This window comes from Paenibacillus koleovorans NBRC 103111, from assembly GCF_004000845.1.
Lineage (GTDB): Bacteria > Bacillota > Bacilli > Paenibacillales > NBRC-103111 > Paenibacillus_AA > Paenibacillus_AA koleovorans.
In genome coordinates this window covers 38,750-55,210 of the sequence record NZ_BIMA01000010.1, presented here as the reverse complement: position 1 = coordinate 55,210, position 16,461 = coordinate 38,750, and the positions used below count along the sequence as shown (strand labels likewise).

Below are 16,461 nucleotides of genomic sequence, written 5' to 3'. Positions count from 1 at the left end.
CATATGCCTAATTGCCCAAGATAACCTTCTGGCCTTCCTTCAGCCCCTTGCGAATCTCGATCTCGGTCGAGCCTTGGAGTCCGCGCTCCACATCGATCTCCTTGCGGCTCTCGCCTTCGAGAATTTGCACATAATCGCGCCCGAGGTAGGAACGCAAAGCGAGCCTTGGAATAACGATGACGTTGTCGGCCCGATCTGTCTCGACGATCACGCCGATCGAGGCGCCGATCTTCGCCTGCTGGGTGAGATTGTCTACGCCGCCGAAAATAATCGTCCGTGCGTTGCGATCCGCCTGCGTTTTGTTGTCGGTATAAGCCGCGGTAGCCGGGGTTTGCAGCACTTTGCCCTTCACTTCGCCGTTCGGCATTTTGATCCGGGCTTCCATCCCGACATGGATGCCGCTCAGCTCCGTCGTGTTCGAGTTCTCATAAACCAGCTGCACTTGCGTAGGATCAGCCACGGTCACGAGTGTCTTATACGCTGTTATGGTATCACCCGGCTTACTGGCGTCCAAATACGTAATCACCCCGGCGAGCGGGCTGACGAGCTTCGTCCGTTCGAGCTGCGCTTGCAGCTGATCCATCTGGATTTGCGCCGACTCTACGTCGATCATCTTCAGCCGGATGGCGTTCACATTCCCGAGCTGATCCTGCTTCGTCTGCTCCAGCGCGATCTTCGCCTTCTCCAGCGTCAGCTGCTGCAGCCGAATGCGGCTCTCCAGATCGCCACGCTCCAGCGTCGCCACAACCTGTCCCAGCAGTACCGTATCGCCCAGCTTCACGTCGATGGACGCAAGCCTTCCGCCGGACTCCTTGTAGAACAAGTTCTCCGAGCTGCTGGAAGTGACGACTGCGGTCGCGTTCAACTGCTTGACGATCGTGCCCCGTTTCACGTCATACGTTTCGAAGTTTTCCTTGACCGGCTTCACGAGCGGCGGCTTGAGCGCCTGCTCTTCTTCCGGCGACAGCGAGCAGCCGCTTGCTAGCAGCAGAAGCAGCATGCCGGATGCAATCGTTTTCAAAAAAACGGATTTACCCTTCGTCGACAATGATCCCATCCTCCAGTGAATAAACTTGATCGACAATCTCCATAATCGCCGGATCATGCGTCGTCAGGATGATCGTCATCCCTCGCTGCACCAGATCCTTGAACACCTTCAGCACTTGCAGCCCCATCTTGCTGTCCAGCTCCGCCGTCGGCTCGTCCGCCAGAATAAGCGAGGGCTGATGCGCAATCGCCCGCGCGATGGCCACCCGCTGCTGCTCGCCCCCGGAGAGCTCGTACGGGCGATGCTTCATACGCGCCTTCAGGCCGACGAAATCGAGCGCCTCTTCCGCCATGCTCCTGTACTGCTGAGTCGACACCCCTGCGATGCGCAGACCGAACTCCACGTTCTCATATGCCGACATGTAGGGGACCAGGGCGAACGATTGGAAAATCAAGCCCATATGCCGCCTGCGAATGAAATCCCGGTGTTTCTCCGACATGCCGCTAAGCTCCTGGCCCTGAAAATAAACCGCGCCTTCCGTCGGCTTATCAAGCGCCCCGAGCAAGTTCAGCAGCGTCGTCTTGCCCGACCCCGACCGGCCCCGCAAGGCGACCAGCCTGCCGGAGCGGATCGATAAATTGGCGCCCTTCAGCGCGGTGACCGCCCCCGTGCCGCGGCCGAACGTCCGGATCACGCCGATTGCCTGCACGATAGGCTCCTCTTGCTCCGCTGCTCTAGCTGCTTCCACTGTCCGACCTCCTTGCAAAACTATCATTTTGCAGCATTTTTATGGATGCTCGTATGAGTCTGGTTACACTGTAACCCGTTTCCAAATAAAAAAACAGACGCCTTTTTGTTAGAAAAGGTGTCTATTTGTTCGAATGTGCGATACAAACAAAGGTATGCCTGCTGCCAAAGTGCTATTGCTCCACAAGAGCGGAATTCGGCCATTTCGTGAAAATAATGCTTGCCTGTAGCGCTATTCTTCCACATTCTCTGTCAGAGGAGCAAATTAGGTGTTTGCATAGTTGCATAGTTACTACTTAAGTGTTGTGGCGAATGAAATGGTCGACTCGATGCGATGTAGGGTAAAATTGGGCTACTTGGCCGCTGGAACGGGCGGCTGGATACTATGTAGAGTAAGGCGAAACAAATCCCGAGACTCTTCGTCGGGCTGTGCTCCTACTACCCTACTCGCACGCCATACTACGATCCTACTTTAACATCAGCTTATTTCGCTCCCGTCGCCCGGATCCCCATGTTTCCGGGCAACAAGCGATATGTGCCGTATCCCGCCTAACGCTATTTCGCCGTTCCCGCGCTGTTGCGACCCCAAACAACGCCAACCTAAGAAGAAATGATCGAAAGCTCATATTCCTTGGGCGAACAGCCTACGACGCGCTTGAATACTTTGGTAAACGTCTTCGCATCGGGAAAGCCGACCGCTTCGGCGATTTCGTAGATTTTGAGCTCTCCGGCACGAAGCAGCTTCTTGGCTTCCTCCATGCGGATGTTCGTCAGCGTCTCGCTTAGCGACTCGCCGGTCTCCTTGGAATAGAGGTCGCTTAGGTAGCTCCGACTTAGCTTGACATGCTCGGAGATGTCCGCCGTACTGAGGTTGCGGTGGTATTGCTCCTGCATGAAGCGCAGCGCCTTGCGGACGAAGGGGGATGCCGAGCGGTCCGAGGCAGCGGCGCTGGCGGTTTCGGGCTCGGTGCCGAGCGGCCGGGATGCCAAGTCTTCGTAGACGGCGTCCAACAGCGCCTGCAGCTGCCCGATGGTGCCGCAGCGGCGCAGCAGCGGGTGGACCGCCTCGCCGAGCGCTTCGAGCCGCTCGAGCTGGCGGTAGCCGCGATGCCGCGCATAGCTCAGCGTCAGCGTCAGCAGCTCGGCCGCGAAGGCGGTCACCTCCGCGAGCGGCCGCCGCGCCGCCGCCAGCTGCGCACCGAGCTCGCGAGCGTGGTGCCGGAAGCCCGGCGCGTTGCCGTGCGAGACGGCGCGGAGCAGGTCGTTGCGCGTCTCGATCGGCAACGGCAAGAGCCGCGATTGCGACTTTGACTCCAACTGCGACTGTGATTGCAACTGCGACTGTGACTCTAATTGCAACTGTAACTGTGACTGCGATTGCGGCTGTGACTCTAACTGCAACTGTGATTGCAGCTGCGATTGCGGCTGTGACTGCCACTGTGACTCTAACTGCGACTGCCACTGTGACTCTAACTGCGACTCCAACTGCGACTGTAACGGTGACTGCGACTTTGACTCCAACTGCGACTGTGATTGCAACTGCGGCTGTGACTCTAACTGCGACTGTAACTGTGACTGCGGCTGCGATTGCGACTGCAGCTCCAGCTGCATCTGCGACTTCGGCTGCAGTTGAGCCTCTTCTTGCGCCGTAGGCGGAGCTGGCTGTACAGCTCCGCTCAAGCCGTCGGGCATCTCCGCCAGCGACAGCTCCGCCATCCAGCGCGGCGGCTCCGCCATGTAGAAGCGTTGCTGCCTCCGCCGCTCATGGCGCTCCATCGCCTGCAGCAGCCCGCTCCAATCACGGAGCGGCGCGCGGTCGGCGCTCGCGAACCAATCGGCCGGCGGCAAGCCAGGCCAGCCGTCCACCCCCGCCGGCTCGGCTGCTGCCAGCTCGAGCCGGGGCAACAGCACCGAGGCCGCCGTATCCGGCGCGGCCTCGCACAACAGCAGCAGCCGCTCCGGCGACAGCCTCACGGCGCAACGGCAGCCGAGCCCGTCCCGGTCGGGCTCGTGCAACCGCGAAGCCGGCTCTCCAGCGACGAGCACGCTGTAGAGCGGCCGCACCGAGCCGCCCGGCGGCGCATCCGCGGCGCTCGCCGCCGGCTCCAACCCCCGCGCCGCGTCGCCGAACAGCTCCGCCTCCAGCAGCGCATCCGGCCACCCCTGCTGCAGCGCGGCCTGCACCCTCAGCGCCAGCTGCGCCTGCTTCGTCTGCTGCAGCTCCTGGCGCCACTGCCGCTCGCGGTCCCGCTCGGCCCGCCGCCCCTCCATCTCGCGTCGCGTCTCCTCGAGCACGGCGAGCAGCTGCTCGGGCTCCATCGTCGGCTTCAGGATGTAGTCCCTCGCGCCAAGCTTCATCGCTTCCTTCACCCAGGCGAAATCGTCCAGGCAGCTCAGCACGACGATGCCGACATCCCGCCCGCTGTCCTTGATCCGCCTCAGCAGCTCCAGCCCGTCCATGCGAGGCATGAGCAAATCCGTCACCAGCAGGTCGACCGGCTGCGACTCCAGGATTGCCAGTGCTTCCTCGCCATCCTCCGCTTCGCCGAGCAACGTCAGCCCGGCGCCCCGCCAATCAAGCATCGAGCGCAGCCCGATGCGGATGATCGGCTCATCGTCAACGATTAGCACATTCATGCTGCTTCTCCCCGATCCCATGTATTGAGTTTATTGTAACTACTTGGCGGGTTTAGCGGACGACTGAGCGCCGAACGACCGTCGCCCCATTGTAGAAGATTTGTACATCTGGAGACTAAAATCGGCCTTTTCGCGTCTCAGATGTATAGGATTTGTACACCAAACACCGATTTACGCCGTTCAGATGTCTATTTTATAGACTTTGAACGCGAAATCAGCTCGTTTTTGAGCGCAGTTGTACAAACCTTATACATCTGCAGCCGATATTGAGGCCTTTTGAGCTTCAGATGTACAATTGTTGTACATCTATCTAGCCCGCTCCCCCGCCTCGATTAGGTCTCCTCGCTCTGATGAATCGGCAGGAATATACGAACCGTCGTGCCTTCCCCGGGTTTGTTGATGATGAACATCTTGTAGTCCGGCCCGTAGTACAGCTTGATCTTCTCGCGGATATGCGTGATGCCGACGCCGCTCAGCTTCTCCTTGGACAGCGGTCCGCGCCGCACGGCTTGGCCGAGATCGGCCGCTTCATATTCGCCGGCCGCCTTCGAGGCGATGCCGATCCCGTCGTCCTCGACCTCGCACAAGAGCAGGTCGCGGTCCAGATAGGCACGGATCGTAATGACCCCCTCCCGCCGGCCCGGCTCGATGCCGTGCAGAATCGCATTCTCCACCAGCGGCTGGAGAAGCATCCGCGGCACGAGGCAGCCTTCAGCCAGCGGATCTATCTCCAGCTTGATCCGGACGCGCTCCCCGTACCGAAAGCTCTGAATTTCCATATAGTCACGGATCAGGCCGGTTTCCTCGCGGATCGTGATGAAGTCGCCCTTTTTGCCCAAGCTCGCTTGCAGCAGCCGAACCAGGGCGCTGACGACCTCGGAAATTTGCGGCGTTTTGTGGATTTTGGCCACCCATTTGATCGTATTGAGCGTGTTGTAGAGAAAATGCGGATTCAGCTGATACTGGAGCGCTTCCATCTCGGCGTCTTTCTTCAGCGCTTCTTCCTGCTTGACCTGCTTGATCAGCTCTTCCACCCGATTCAGCATCTGGTTGTAGCTCTGGCCCAGCGCATTCAGCTCGTCGATGCCGTCGTCGATCCAGTACGCCTTCAGATCGCCGAGCTCGGCTCGCTTCATGAGCCCGCGCAGATGATTGAGCGGCTTCGTTACATGCCGAGCGAACACATAGGCGCTGACGGCGGACACGAGCGCCAGTCCGATCAACAAAACGACGAGCACGCTATGCATCCGCGTCAAATACGGATTCGACGCCTCCACCGCAGCTTCGCTCGACACCCATTCCCCATTCGGCCAGGCGATGGTGGCAGTCGATTCGAGCTGCTCCCCCATCTCCCCGTTCACCTTCACGTTCCCGCTTCCGGATGATTCGTACAGCACCCGCTTCTCGTCGTCATAGATCGTGAGCGGGCCGCGAAGCTCGTGCTCCTGCGCATCGGCCACCACCCGATCGAGCGAGACGAGCACACCGACGGTCCCAAGCTCCAATCTCGTACCTCTCTCCGTTATCGGTATCGTATTGGCGACGTAATGGCTCTGGCTCTTGCCCGTAAGGCCCGAGGCCGTGTCCGCGACCTGTACCGGCACATACTTGCCGCGTGTCGCAGGCGCCTCCATATAGGAGGTGTACACGACACCCAGCTCGTTCGAAGGACGGGAACAGATCGTCTGATTCGTGCCCCGGAACGACAAGCACAGCTGCGCCATATAGCGGCTTTGCTCGAGCTGCTGCTTGATCATCACGTCCAGGTAGTCGCGAATGCGCCGCTCCTCCACAGGCTCCAGTGCCAGACCGGGCCGTAACGCGTAGCGCTGAACCGCGTAATCCTCCGAAGCCTGCTGGATTTCCTGTGAAATGCTCGACAGCTCCAGTTGGACGCGGTCCAGCACCCTTTTATGCGATTGCTCGAGCAACGCAGCCCTCTCTTCTTCATAGATCGGTCCCAACTGATTATTCAACAACAATGCCGCAAGCAGCGGCGGGATCGAGCCCACTAGCAGCAGGAATAGCAGCAGCCTCAGCTGGAAACGATTGTGCAGGGCGGATAATAGCGGCTTCATACATCACCTTCGGCCGTGCGGGTCGGGTGCGGATTCCAAATGTACAGCGCCGCATACAGTCCTCCGATCAACAGTCCGAATGACGTCACGAACAGCAGCGCGTCCTGTTGAACGAGCGCCTCCAGCGTGCTCGTCAACACATGGACCGGTCTCGTGAACAGATCCCAGGAATTCCAGCGCAAGAACCGCCCCATATAGACACCGATACTGCTCAAGCCTAGGATGACAGCCGCGAACGTGTGTGCCGTGACATTCCCCATCGCGCGTAGCACGAGTCCGTGGAGCCTATAAAGCGAGAAGACGCCGAGCAGCCAAGCCGTTATCGCCGTCATCACATTCAGCGTAAGATCATAGAACGCAATCGTCGGCTTCGCCCCGCGGCTGAAATAACCCACATGGGCGATATCGGTTAAAATGTAAGAACAATTCGGATAAAAAAACAGCCAGACTACGCCAAGCAGCCATGTGGTCGCTTTGACGCGACCGTTGGTCCAATAGCTACGCCCGATCCACTCGGACAAAAGAAACGGAATCCATGCCAGCATCAAATTGGGCACGATGAGCCAGCGGTACGTCCATGCGTCCATCACAACAACCCGAGTGGCGAATAGGCCCGCGCAGATGCAGCTGCAGAGGAACAATACGATGAAGATCCGGTATGAGGGCTGCAAAACACCTTGCCCTTGCGCTCTAGTGTTCCGTTCCGCCATCGGACAACCTCCTCCAGAAGCGAATTCCTGTTCGTACCTATTGTACCAACGGCGTCCGCTTCTGGCAATCAAGGGTACCGGCTGACGATGCGCAAGGGCTCCTCTCTATGCGTATGTATTGCCCGGCTTCAGCGAAGTCGAGTGCAAGCTGGCGCGGCTGATCAACTCGCGGAACGACATCTGGAAAAAATCAGGCTCGCTTAAATCGGAGACGATGCCGATCGCCGTCGTCACTTCAATACCCTCGATCATCACCGGCTCGTGCAGCACTTCGACGAGCTGCAGCAACGAGGCGGCCGGACGAGCCGACAAGATGACGAATTCATCTCCCGCATATCGGCACAAGTAGTCATCACTCGTGCCAAGCGAATCCAGCCATTCCGAATACCCCCGAATCAGGTCGTCACCGATCGGATGCCCATACTGCTTGTTGATTTCGCCGAAATTGTTCAGATCGATGAATAGCAGATGGAACCCCCGCTTTTTCCGCAAAAAATCGGTGCCGATGGAATGAACGAACGGTTGACGGAACAGCCCGGTCATCGGATCCTGCAGCTCTTTCAGCCGAATGCGGATCGTATCTCTTGTGATCATGCCGCAAAGATGCTCCTTGTCCGTCACCAGAAGCCGTTCGAGCTGCAGCCGCTCCATCGTATCGAGCGCATCCCAAGCGAAGCTTGCGATCGGCACGCATACGGGCTCGGAGGTCATCGCATCGGCTACGATCCGGTTCGGATGCGTCTCGCGAATGTCGCGCGACGTAATAATGCCGAGCACGGTCTCGTAATCCTGGACGACAAGGGAACCGATTTTGAGCTGCGACATCAGCTCGGACGCGTAACGTACGCTTTTGCTGGATGTTACGGTCCAGACCGGAGTAGACATCATATCTCCGACTCTCACGACAGCTCCACCTCGCGTTGAACGGATATCTCGATATTGATCTCGGAGCGGATCACCATTGTATCGCTGATCATTCGTTCCGCTTCTTCCAGAATGATGTTGATCAGGATCTCCTTATCCAGCATCTGGAGCAAGGACGTGCGGAGCAGTACCGCTTCTACCTTCGGATGCTCCAGCCGAATGATCGTGAACTGCTCGGGCGACAGCGCCTCTGCCATCCGTCTGACCGCCTCCGGCCCGATCGGGGCTTTGCGGCCGATAACGAGCAAATCCTGCATCGGCGGCACTTCGAATTCAGACATTTTGAGCGACAGCGTCGCCCTTCGCGAATACACTCTTTTATGTGTCATGACCGTGTTCTCCTTAAGCTCAATCATTTCCACTCCCGGAACATTTGTACGGAGAATATAGACCCGAAGGTGGCTGATCGATCCGTCTCCGTTTCCTTCGAATGACGTGGCGGCACGCCCGGAATCGCCAGAAACTGCCGAACATAACTTTCATCGAACTGAATGCCGCTCTGCGCCACTAGCTCGCTCTGCGCCTCTTCCACAGACATCCCTTTCTTGTAGGGACGGTCCGAGATCATCGCGTCGAAGGCGTCCAGAATCGAGCACATGCGCGCCAACGCCGGTATTTCATCGCCGCGCATGCCAAGCGGGTACCCTTTGCCGTCCCATCGTTCGTGATGATGTTTGACGATGCCAAGCAGTCGTCCGTCGGAGACCCCTTCCTCGAGAAGCAGCTTCTCCCCCATCTCCGGATGCCGCTTCATCACATCCCACTCCGAGGGCTCGAGCTTCGACGTGTTGAACAGGATGGCATCCTCGATCCGGATTTTGCCGACGTCATGGATGCAGCACCCGGCAATAAACAACAGCTTGTTCTCCTGCAAGGGCCACTCGTAATATTCACTCCATCGCTGCGCCATTACACCTACTCTCAATACATGTCCATATGTGTCCTTGTCCTTCGCCGACAATCGGCTCAGAACGCGTTTGACCGCGTCCAGCAACTGGATAACACCCCCTTTTCGGCTAAAAATGGTTCACAAGCGAATGGGGCGTCGTTATGTATGGGTTTACACGATCAACAAAAAAGCCCTCAAGTTCGAGGGCGCTCTCATCATTCTGCAACCTGGCTGGCATGATGTAGTGATGCGATACACGGTAGCCCCATTAGGTTTGCGACCCTATCTTTCGATAAGTGTGCCTTGCCTGAATCCTTATGTAAAAAATAATCCCTAGGCCCTATTGTCACGGTTAAGACTCCATTACAATAGCTCTATTGTACCCTATTTGTATAATTCTGTCACCCCAAACTAAAAACTTGTCGAGCCGCCTCCAAAAAAACAATCTCCGCCTTCTATGAAGGTAGACGGAGATCGCGACTGCCAAGTTCAATCGTGAAGAAACCATTCTTCTATACGGTCACTTGTTCTAATAGTCGAGCACTACGATCTGATGGCACAGCACCTCCGGCACGATCAACTCTATCACCCCATCACGTTGGGTAAAAGAGAGCGGAGCGCCCTGCGGAGCGAGCGAAACGGTGCGGATCGGCTCTTCCACTCGCAGCACGGTCCGCACGGCGCGGATCGGCGGCAAGTCCTCGATGACGGACGTTCGGCCACGCTGGATCGGCGAGCCGTACAGCAGGTGCAGCACATAGCGGCTTTCCGCAGGCTGGCGTACAAAGCGAACGCGAGCGGCGCTTGGCATCCAAATGCGCATGACCGGCTCGCGGTAAACGAGCTTCAATGCGTTGATCAAGTAGTCCCGGTGAAACTGAGCGCCATGTTTGAAATAAAGCCGGCCTATCGGATGCGCCAAATAGACGACGCTGCCTTTGCGCACGGCGCCCGGCGAGTCGGAGGGCTCCAGCTTGTAAGGGGTGTTCTGGTGCGAGCAGTAGCGGGCGTACGTGCGGCTGAAGTACGGCTCGCGAATCGAGGCGAGCGGCTCGCCGTCCGTCAGCCGCAGCTGCTGAGCCGGCTCGTAGAACAAGAATGGGCTTGTGACCAGCCCTTCCGCGAGAGCGCCATCCAGCTGCAAGTAATCGCAATCGTATGGAGAGGCGCCTTGGTGCTCCGCTCCGATGTCGAGCGCAAACCGGGAGCCTGTCGCCTCATCCAGACCGCTTTTGCCCGTCAACAGCACGCCCCCGCCGCGGGCTGCGAATTCGCCAAGCGCTTGCGCCCATGTTTCGTTCAGCTTCACCTGATCGGGCAGGATGACGGCATCGAAGCGCAGCAAGTCCGCCGACTCCAGCACGAGATCGAAATCCAGCTGGCGATCGAGCAATATTTTCGCCAAGCCTTCATCCGATTCGGTCGAGCCTGACAGGAAAATGCCAAGCCGGGACGTCTCTTCCACGTCGAAGCACCATGGTTCGATTTGCTCGACATAGGCATACGCTTCCCCAATGAGCCGATACGTCTCCAGATCCATCTCGCCGCACGGGTGCATCTGGTCGCCAATGCTGCAGCGGGCCCCGTATGCGAGCATCGCCGCGCTTTCGAAGCGCATCGCATCGGCCGGCTTGAAGCCGCCGAATTCGCCCCACATTGTGTGGAATTTGCCGGTCATGCCCAAGTAATCTTTCCCATACCTTGCGAAATATTTTGCTCGCAGCGGCATTTTATCATACCCGCCCCAAGTCGTCGGCAAATCCTCCATCTCGATATGGGTGTGAGTGTCATGCCAGACGGGCTCATGGACATGCGCGCCTCCGTTGAAGAAAATCGTCGCCTCCGGATGTTTCTCCCGCAGTATCGCCGTGCACTGCTCCGTGAAGCGGCGCCATTTGCGGATTTTATACGTCTCCGCGTCCTGTAGATCGTCTGGATTCAATCCCTCCGCCCTCATCGTCTCTACACAAGCTCTGCACCAGCAAGCATGATGGAAGCAAATATCGTAGAACAACCCGTCCAAGTTCGCGTAACGATCGCAAATTTCTCTTGTCTGCTTGTAGATCAGATCCGCATAATCCCCGCTAGGGCACAGAAATTTCCACGACACGATCGGTCGAGCCTCATCCGGAGAAGCTTCCGTCGTTCCGTTGCTCATTTTCACTTGATCGTCTTGGGTGACCGTTACGCAATGAGGCATCGCTTCCGCATCATTCGAAGACCAGCCTACCGTGATATAAACCGGCGCCTTCACACCGATTTCATGGGCAGCCTCGATCATCGCCCCGGTCAAGTCGAAGTCAAGCTCCGGGTGCATCGTCCCCGCTTCAGTCGGATAATAGCTCCAGCTATGATGGCATTTGGCGAACACCGTGATGGAATTCAATTTTCCGAGCCTGAGCGCCTCTTGAAAATTTTCTTTGCTGAATCTGGTTCCTACTTCTGGGATCCACTCCGATGTGTGAAAATCAAGATGTACTTGCCTTGTCGCCAATCGATTCATTCTTTGAATCCCTCCCCGAAATGCAAGCGTCTCCAATTCCTGTTCTAACAGTACCATAGCGGATGAATGGGAAGTACTGCAAAATCCGTACATTTGTCCGATTTCCCGCCAACCGGGCGGATTGCACTACCGAATGACAAACCGCCGGAGAAACTTCATCAATTTGCAATATTTTCTTCAAAACCCGGACACAATGTCGGTGATTGACTACTACGGGAATCGTTTATACTTACTATATAGCCCGTGAATAATTTCACAAACCTATTATAGAAAGGGGTTCTGTCCCCATGCGCCACCCAGCCTCGGGCTCCGACGAGCCGAACAAACGCATCGCCAAGCAGGAGAAACGGCTTATCGTACTCTGCATCGCCGTCGCCGGCATTATGCTGCTCTCGATAGTAAGGCATCTCTTCAGATGAAACGAAATTGTATGGCCAACGCTTCACTCCCAGCCGTAAGGAGGAATTCCTATGTCATCCAGCTATGATCCTGTCATGCTCAGCCGTATTCTTACATCGCTCACGTTAGCCTTCCACATCATCTATGCTACGATCGGGGTTGGCGTCCCGCTCATGATCGCGCTCGCCGAGTGGATCGGCATCAAACGCGGCGACCCTCACTACTTGCTGCTCGCGCGGCGTTGGGCTCGCGGCTTCGTTATTACCGTAGCGGTCGGCGTCGTCACCGGCACCGCCATCGGGCTTCAGCTCAGCCTGCTCTGGCCGAGCTTCATGCGCGTCGCCGGGCAATCGATCGCCCTGCCGCTGTTTATGGAGACATTCGCCTTCTTCTTTGAAGCGATCTTCCTCGGCATCTATCTCTATACATGGGATCGGTTCAAAAGCCGGACCGCGCATTTCTGGCTGCTCATCCCGGTCGTGATCGGCTCTTCGGCTTCCGCCTTCTTCATCACGATCGTGAACGCGTTCATGAACTACCCGGTAGGGTTCAACTATGTGGACGGTAAAATTACAGACGTGAATCCGCTCGCCGCCATGTTGAGTCCGGCCATGCCGACCAAGGTCGCCCATGTGCTCTCGTCCGCCTACTTGACTTGCGCGCTTGTGCTGGCCGCTATCGCCGCCTGGTCGCTGCTGAAGGGACGCGATCATGTTTATTATAAAAAGGCTTTGAAGCTGACGATGATTAGCGCGCTTGTCTTCCTGTTCTCCACAGCCATCATCGGCGACTTATCGGGCAAGTATTTGGCTAAATATCAGCCGGAGAAGCTGGCGGCGATGGAATGGCATTATGAGACGACCACGAATGCCCCGCTCGTGCTTGGAGGTGTGCTGGACGAGAACAATGAAGTGAAGTATGGACTTCATATTCCGAACGCGCTGAGCATCCTGGCTCACGGCTACCCGTCGGCCGAGGTGATCGGCTTGAACGATATCCCTGCCGACGAGCATCCTCCGCTTTATATTCACTATTTGTTCGATATTAAAATGGGGTATGTCGCTTACATGACGTTCGTCGTACTGCTGTTCGCGGTGTTCATGAAGCTGCGCAGGACGAATCCTTATGCCAAATGGCTGCTCCGGCTGATTATTGCGTCTGCCCCTGTGGCGATGCTTACGATCGAGCACGGCTGGATTTTCTCCGAGGTCGGCCGGCAGCCTTGGATTTTGCGTGGGCTGATGCGCACCTCCGAAGGAGCGACGACCTCCGATCACGTCGATACGATGCTGGTGGTATTCTCGATCTTGTACTTGGTGCTGGGCGTTACGTCCGTGAGGGTGTTAACTCGAATGTTCCGTACGAATCGAGCGGAGGATGAATTGATCGCACGCGGCATCGATGGAGGAGAAGGAGGCGTGAAGGGATGAACATCAGCTACGAAGTGTTAGGCATTACGGTGCTTTGGCTGTTTTTGTTCGGCTATCTGATCGTAGCCTCGATCGACTTCGGCGCCGGTTTCTTCAGCTACTACAGCTCGGTGACAGGCACTCGGCATCTCATTCAGAACGTCATTGAGCGCTACCTGTCGCCTGTGTGGGAAGTGACGAACGTGTTTCTCGTCTTTTTCTTCGTCGGTTTCGTCGGCTTTTTCCCTGACACAGCTTATTATTATGGCACCGCCTTGCTCGTCCCCGGCAGCATCGCGATCGTGCTGCTCGCCATTCGCGGCTCGTACTATGCCTTCAACACATACGGCTCGCGCACGAGCAAAATGTACATGCTGCTATACGGCGCGAGCGGCTTGTTGATCCCGGCGGCGCTGTCGACCGTGCTTACGATTTCCGAAGGCGGCTATATCGAGGTGAGTGGCTCGCGCGAGGTGCGCTTCTTGTTCTGGAACCTGGTGAAAAGCTCATATTCGTGGTCCGTCGTGTTATTGGCGATCGTCAGCGTGCTCTACATCTCGGCGATGTTTCTGAGCTACTATGCGCATAAAGCCGGCGACCGGCCGGCCTTCGAAATCGTGCGCAAATACGCGCTCGCCTGGAGCTTGCCGACCATCATGTGCAGCCTGCTCGTGTTCTTCTCGATCCGCGGCCATAACCCGGTCCACTTCGACAAAATGCTGGATTTGACCGGCATGTTCGTGCTTTCGTTTCTCAGCTTTCTCGTGGCGGTCTACTTCGTCTGGACGCGCAAGCAGCTCGGTTGGGCGTTCGTGTTCGTCATGCTGCAGTTCGGCTTTGCTTTCTTCGGCTACGGGGCGGGGCATTTGCCTTATATTTTGTACCCGTACTTGACGATTCATGATAACTTCACCAGCGAAGCCATGGCTGTCGCGCTTGTCATCGTGTTCGTGCTCGGCCTGCTGCTGCTCATTCCGTCGCTCTACTTGCTCATGCGGCTGTTCCTGTTCGATGCGAAATATGTAAAGGGTAATTTTGATAAACATTAAGTGGGTTGGAAGGGAGATGCGTTGAGGATGGAAACGTTTCTTATTATGGCGGCGCCTCTGATAACGGTTGCGGCTGCGGTTGCCGGTTTGTTCATCTGGGGCGCCAAAGGGTCGGTCACACCGCGCAAATAGCGCCCCAGCGGTAAGAATAGTGGAGTTGCCGGTTATTCCGGGAGCGGCATCAGCTTAACGAGCAGCTGCATGCTCTCCAGCTTGCGGCGCAAATAATGAAACTCCGCCTTCAGCCGATCGGCCTCCGCATCGGCTTTTAGGATTTTCTGATGAATCTCCTTCGTAAACGGCCATATATCGGCGGCGCGCGTCTGCTCATTCTTCATGTTCACCTTGCCGTCGCGGATCACCTTGGACTCCGAATCGACCAGAAAATGCTTCAGCTCGGCCAGCATGTTGAGCGCGTTCAAATAGTTCAGCTCCGCGCATTTGATCTGCTCGGGAAGCAGCTGCAGCTCGCGAATGAGGTCCGTTTTCTCCATCCCGTCTTCACCCCCGGATTCGTCGCCTTCATTGGCAACGCTCTTGCCAATAGCATATTCGGCGACGGCCGGAATGTTGCCTGTCCCATGGCGGGCTGTAGTCCGGAAAAGACAAAAGTTTGTTATTAGCAAACGGAAGTTGGCTGATATGGGCTGGGATTTGGGGATTTCGCTGCATAGCGGTTGGAAGTTGGTTAATAGCAAACTTTTTGCGGGTATTTACGGGGGAAAGGTTAGTTATTGGGGTGGCAGGGGTTGATGGGGCCCTACAGTCCCGCATTCGAAATCAGGTGCGATATGTAGACGACATGGAGCTTCGTCGAAAAGGGGGAACTCATGGAATTATTAAAATCGAATTGTAGAATGTGATTTGCTGTTTTATTTTGCGTAAAATTTGTTACAATAAATACAGCAACATACATTGACAATATAGAGGTGCAATATGCCAAATATAAAACCTGTGTCTGACTTAAGAAACTACAATGAGGTGCTTCGCTCCTGTCAGGATGGAGCACCTGTCTTCCTGACCAAAAACGGCAGAGGACGTTATGTAGTGCTGGATATTCAGGAGTATGAGAAGCAGCAAGCGATAATCAAGCTTTTGTCGAAGCTTTCCGAGGCTGAGGATATTATCAAAACCGGTGAGGAGTGGAAATCGCTCGATGACCTCCGGAATGCTCTAGAGGGCTAGCGATGGCTACCTATAAAATGAGAATTAATCCTTTGGCGATCTCTAATATCCTGGCCATTAAAGCCTACATCGCCGAGGACAATCCGGATGCAGCCATACAGGTGGCGACCGCCATTTACAACAAAATTGAAGGGCTTGCTGATTTTCCGGAAATCGGAGCTTCCTTAAGAGCCAAAATCAATATAAAGACCGACTACCGCTACTTGATATATGGCTCTTATCTTATTTTCTATAAAATTGAAGGCGAGCATGTCTCAGTCCATCGTGTACTGAACGGCGTACAGGATTATCTTGCGATTCTGTTTGCAGATGATCTGCCAAAAAACTAAATCATTTTTCTATTAGGCTGTAGACTCTCTTTGTTTTTGGTCTTAGTTACAGCGATTATGTTATAGGCATTACAAAATGTCACTCTACAGAAAAACTGTCTTCCCAGCAATAGCCTACTCGCAAATCAAAATATTTGTACTATCCTTAAACGCAAAATCTATAAAAGTAAACAAAGTAACCAGATATTTTCTCACTATCATATTATTTCATATTCATCCATTTTTAACAGCCATGAATATCCTCTTTAACGCTTTGCCAAGCACTTTTGTCTGAGCGCGCAAAGGATGAACCATTTCACAAAGAAACCTAAATAAACCCTCATCATTACCAGCCTTTAAGCCCAACCTACCGTCATAAAAAATCAAAAAATGCTCATAGTCATCGTTTGTTATGGCATGACATTGGATTTCTTCTTCAAACGTTTTTGATCGAGAATCTCTAGAGGGGTCCGCCTTGTCCAGAGTAATGAGCGTTCTTCTCATAATTAACGGACATTCTATAACTTGGAACACCCATGCTTGGAAGGCGGCTCAGCTTGAAGAAACTCTACGCCGTCGCACCGCGCGCGTTAACTCCAGCATTGGATTGCCGCTTGGCCTAGTTACACCCAGGC

17 protein-coding genes and 1 riboswitch are annotated in these 16,461 nt (G+C 55.6%); of the genes, 6 read left to right on the top strand and 11 right to left on the bottom strand.

Annotated elements, in window-relative coordinates:
* Positions 1-7 precede the first annotated feature (7 nt).
* The 9 genes from PKO02S_RS05220 to PKO02S_RS05180 all read right to left on the bottom strand — a co-directional run bounded on the left by PKO02S_RS05220 (position 8) and on the right by PKO02S_RS05180 (position 11,476).
* Positions 8-1,048 (bottom strand): efflux RND transporter periplasmic adaptor subunit, encoded by a 1,041-nt coding sequence (locus PKO02S_RS05220; protein ID WP_246066844.1) that lies wholly within the window; start codon positions 1,046-1,048, stop codon positions 8-10.
* On the bottom strand, positions 1,032-1,736 hold the full coding sequence (locus tag PKO02S_RS05215) for an ABC transporter ATP-binding protein (protein WP_246066843.1): 705 nt from the start codon (positions 1,734-1,736) through the stop codon (positions 1,032-1,034). The genes PKO02S_RS05220 and PKO02S_RS05215 overlap by 17 nt, the downstream gene beginning before the upstream one ends.
* Before the next feature lie 599 nt (positions 1,737-2,335).
* Complete coding sequence (locus PKO02S_RS05210) at positions 2,336-4,372, bottom strand: response regulator (protein ID WP_164821305.1); 2,037 nt, start codon at positions 4,370-4,372, stop codon at positions 2,336-2,338.
* A gap of 332 nt (positions 4,373-4,704) precedes the next feature.
* A complete protein-coding gene (locus PKO02S_RS05205; RefSeq protein ID WP_127580034.1) occupies positions 4,705-6,450 on the bottom strand; it encodes a sensor histidine kinase in 1,746 nt (581 codons plus the stop codon).
* The gene (locus PKO02S_RS05200; RefSeq protein ID WP_127580033.1) at positions 6,447-7,160 is read right to left on the bottom strand and encodes a DUF1361 domain-containing protein; all 714 of its coding nucleotides are present in this window, start codon (positions 7,158-7,160) and stop codon (positions 6,447-6,449) included. The genes PKO02S_RS05205 and PKO02S_RS05200 overlap by 4 nt, the downstream gene beginning before the upstream one ends.
* 105 nt (positions 7,161-7,265) lie before the next feature.
* Complete coding sequence (locus PKO02S_RS05195) at positions 7,266-8,063, bottom strand: GGDEF domain-containing protein (protein ID WP_127580032.1); 798 nt, start codon at positions 8,061-8,063, stop codon at positions 7,266-7,268.
* Positions 8,060-8,413 carry a hypothetical protein gene (locus tag PKO02S_RS05190; protein ID WP_127580031.1) on the bottom strand — a complete coding sequence of 118 codons (354 nt, stop codon included), beginning with the start codon at positions 8,411-8,413 and terminating at the stop codon, positions 8,060-8,062. The genes PKO02S_RS05195 and PKO02S_RS05190 overlap by 4 nt, the downstream gene beginning before the upstream one ends.
* 23 nt (positions 8,414-8,436) lie before the next feature.
* Positions 8,437-9,078: an HD-GYP domain-containing protein gene (locus tag PKO02S_RS05185; protein WP_246066842.1), complete on the bottom strand. Its 642-nt coding sequence runs from the start codon at positions 9,076-9,078 to the stop codon at positions 8,437-8,439.
* A 113-nt stretch (positions 9,079-9,191) separates the two neighbouring features.
* A riboswitch (cyclic di-GMP riboswitch) is annotated at positions 9,192-9,286 on the bottom strand.
* A 216-nt stretch (positions 9,287-9,502) separates the two neighbouring features.
* Positions 9,503-11,476 carry an alpha-amylase family protein gene (locus tag PKO02S_RS05180; RefSeq protein ID WP_164821304.1) on the bottom strand — a complete coding sequence of 658 codons (1,974 nt, stop codon included), beginning with the start codon at positions 11,474-11,476 and terminating at the stop codon, positions 9,503-9,505.
* A 287-nt stretch (positions 11,477-11,763) separates the two neighbouring features.
* Between PKO02S_RS05180 and PKO02S_RS33585 the strand changes: the two genes are divergently transcribed.
* The 4 genes from PKO02S_RS33585 to cydS are packed head-to-tail and all read left to right on the top strand — an operon-like array spanning position 11,764 to position 14,465.
* The gene (locus PKO02S_RS33585) at positions 11,764-11,895 is read left to right on the top strand and encodes a hypothetical protein (RefSeq protein ID WP_281280404.1); all 132 of its coding nucleotides are present in this window, start codon (positions 11,764-11,766) and stop codon (positions 11,893-11,895) included.
* A gap of 51 nt (positions 11,896-11,946) precedes the next feature.
* Positions 11,947-13,305: a cytochrome ubiquinol oxidase subunit I gene (locus tag PKO02S_RS05175; protein ID WP_127580029.1), complete on the top strand. Its 1,359-nt coding sequence runs from the start codon at positions 11,947-11,949 to the stop codon at positions 13,303-13,305.
* Positions 13,306-13,307: 2 nt separating this feature from the next.
* Positions 13,308-14,333 (top strand): cytochrome d ubiquinol oxidase subunit II, encoded by a 1,026-nt coding sequence (locus PKO02S_RS05170; RefSeq protein WP_127580071.1) that lies wholly within the window; start codon positions 13,308-13,310, stop codon positions 14,331-14,333.
* 27 nt (positions 14,334-14,360) lie between these two features.
* Positions 14,361-14,465: a cytochrome bd oxidase small subunit CydS family protein gene (cydS, locus tag PKO02S_RS33805; RefSeq protein ID WP_373865191.1), complete on the top strand. Its 105-nt coding sequence runs from the start codon at positions 14,361-14,363 to the stop codon at positions 14,463-14,465.
* A 32-nt stretch (positions 14,466-14,497) separates the two neighbouring features.
* Here the strand turns inward: cydS and PKO02S_RS05165 are convergent, their stop codons facing one another.
* Positions 14,498-14,827 (bottom strand): hypothetical protein, encoded by a 330-nt coding sequence (locus PKO02S_RS05165; RefSeq protein ID WP_127580028.1) that lies wholly within the window; start codon positions 14,825-14,827, stop codon positions 14,498-14,500.
* Positions 14,828-15,269: 442 nt separating this feature from the next.
* Here PKO02S_RS05165 and PKO02S_RS05160 point away from each other — a divergent pair, with 442 nt between their 5' ends.
* Together PKO02S_RS05160 and PKO02S_RS05155 are read left to right on the top strand one after the other, a co-directional pair.
* A complete protein-coding gene (locus PKO02S_RS05160) occupies positions 15,270-15,518 on the top strand; it encodes a type II toxin-antitoxin system prevent-host-death family antitoxin (RefSeq protein ID WP_127580027.1) in 249 nt (82 codons plus the stop codon).
* A 2-nt stretch (positions 15,519-15,520) separates the two neighbouring features.
* Positions 15,521-15,847: a type II toxin-antitoxin system RelE/ParE family toxin gene (locus PKO02S_RS05155; RefSeq protein ID WP_127580026.1), complete on the top strand. Its 327-nt coding sequence runs from the start codon at positions 15,521-15,523 to the stop codon at positions 15,845-15,847.
* 213 nt (positions 15,848-16,060) lie between these two features.
* On the opposite strand, the gene PKO02S_RS05150 is transcribed toward PKO02S_RS05155, so the two are convergent.
* Positions 16,061-16,330, bottom strand: a complete 270-nt coding sequence (locus PKO02S_RS05150) for an AbiJ-related protein (protein ID WP_127580025.1) — start codon at positions 16,328-16,330, stop codon at positions 16,061-16,063.
* Positions 16,331-16,461 lie beyond the last annotated feature (131 nt).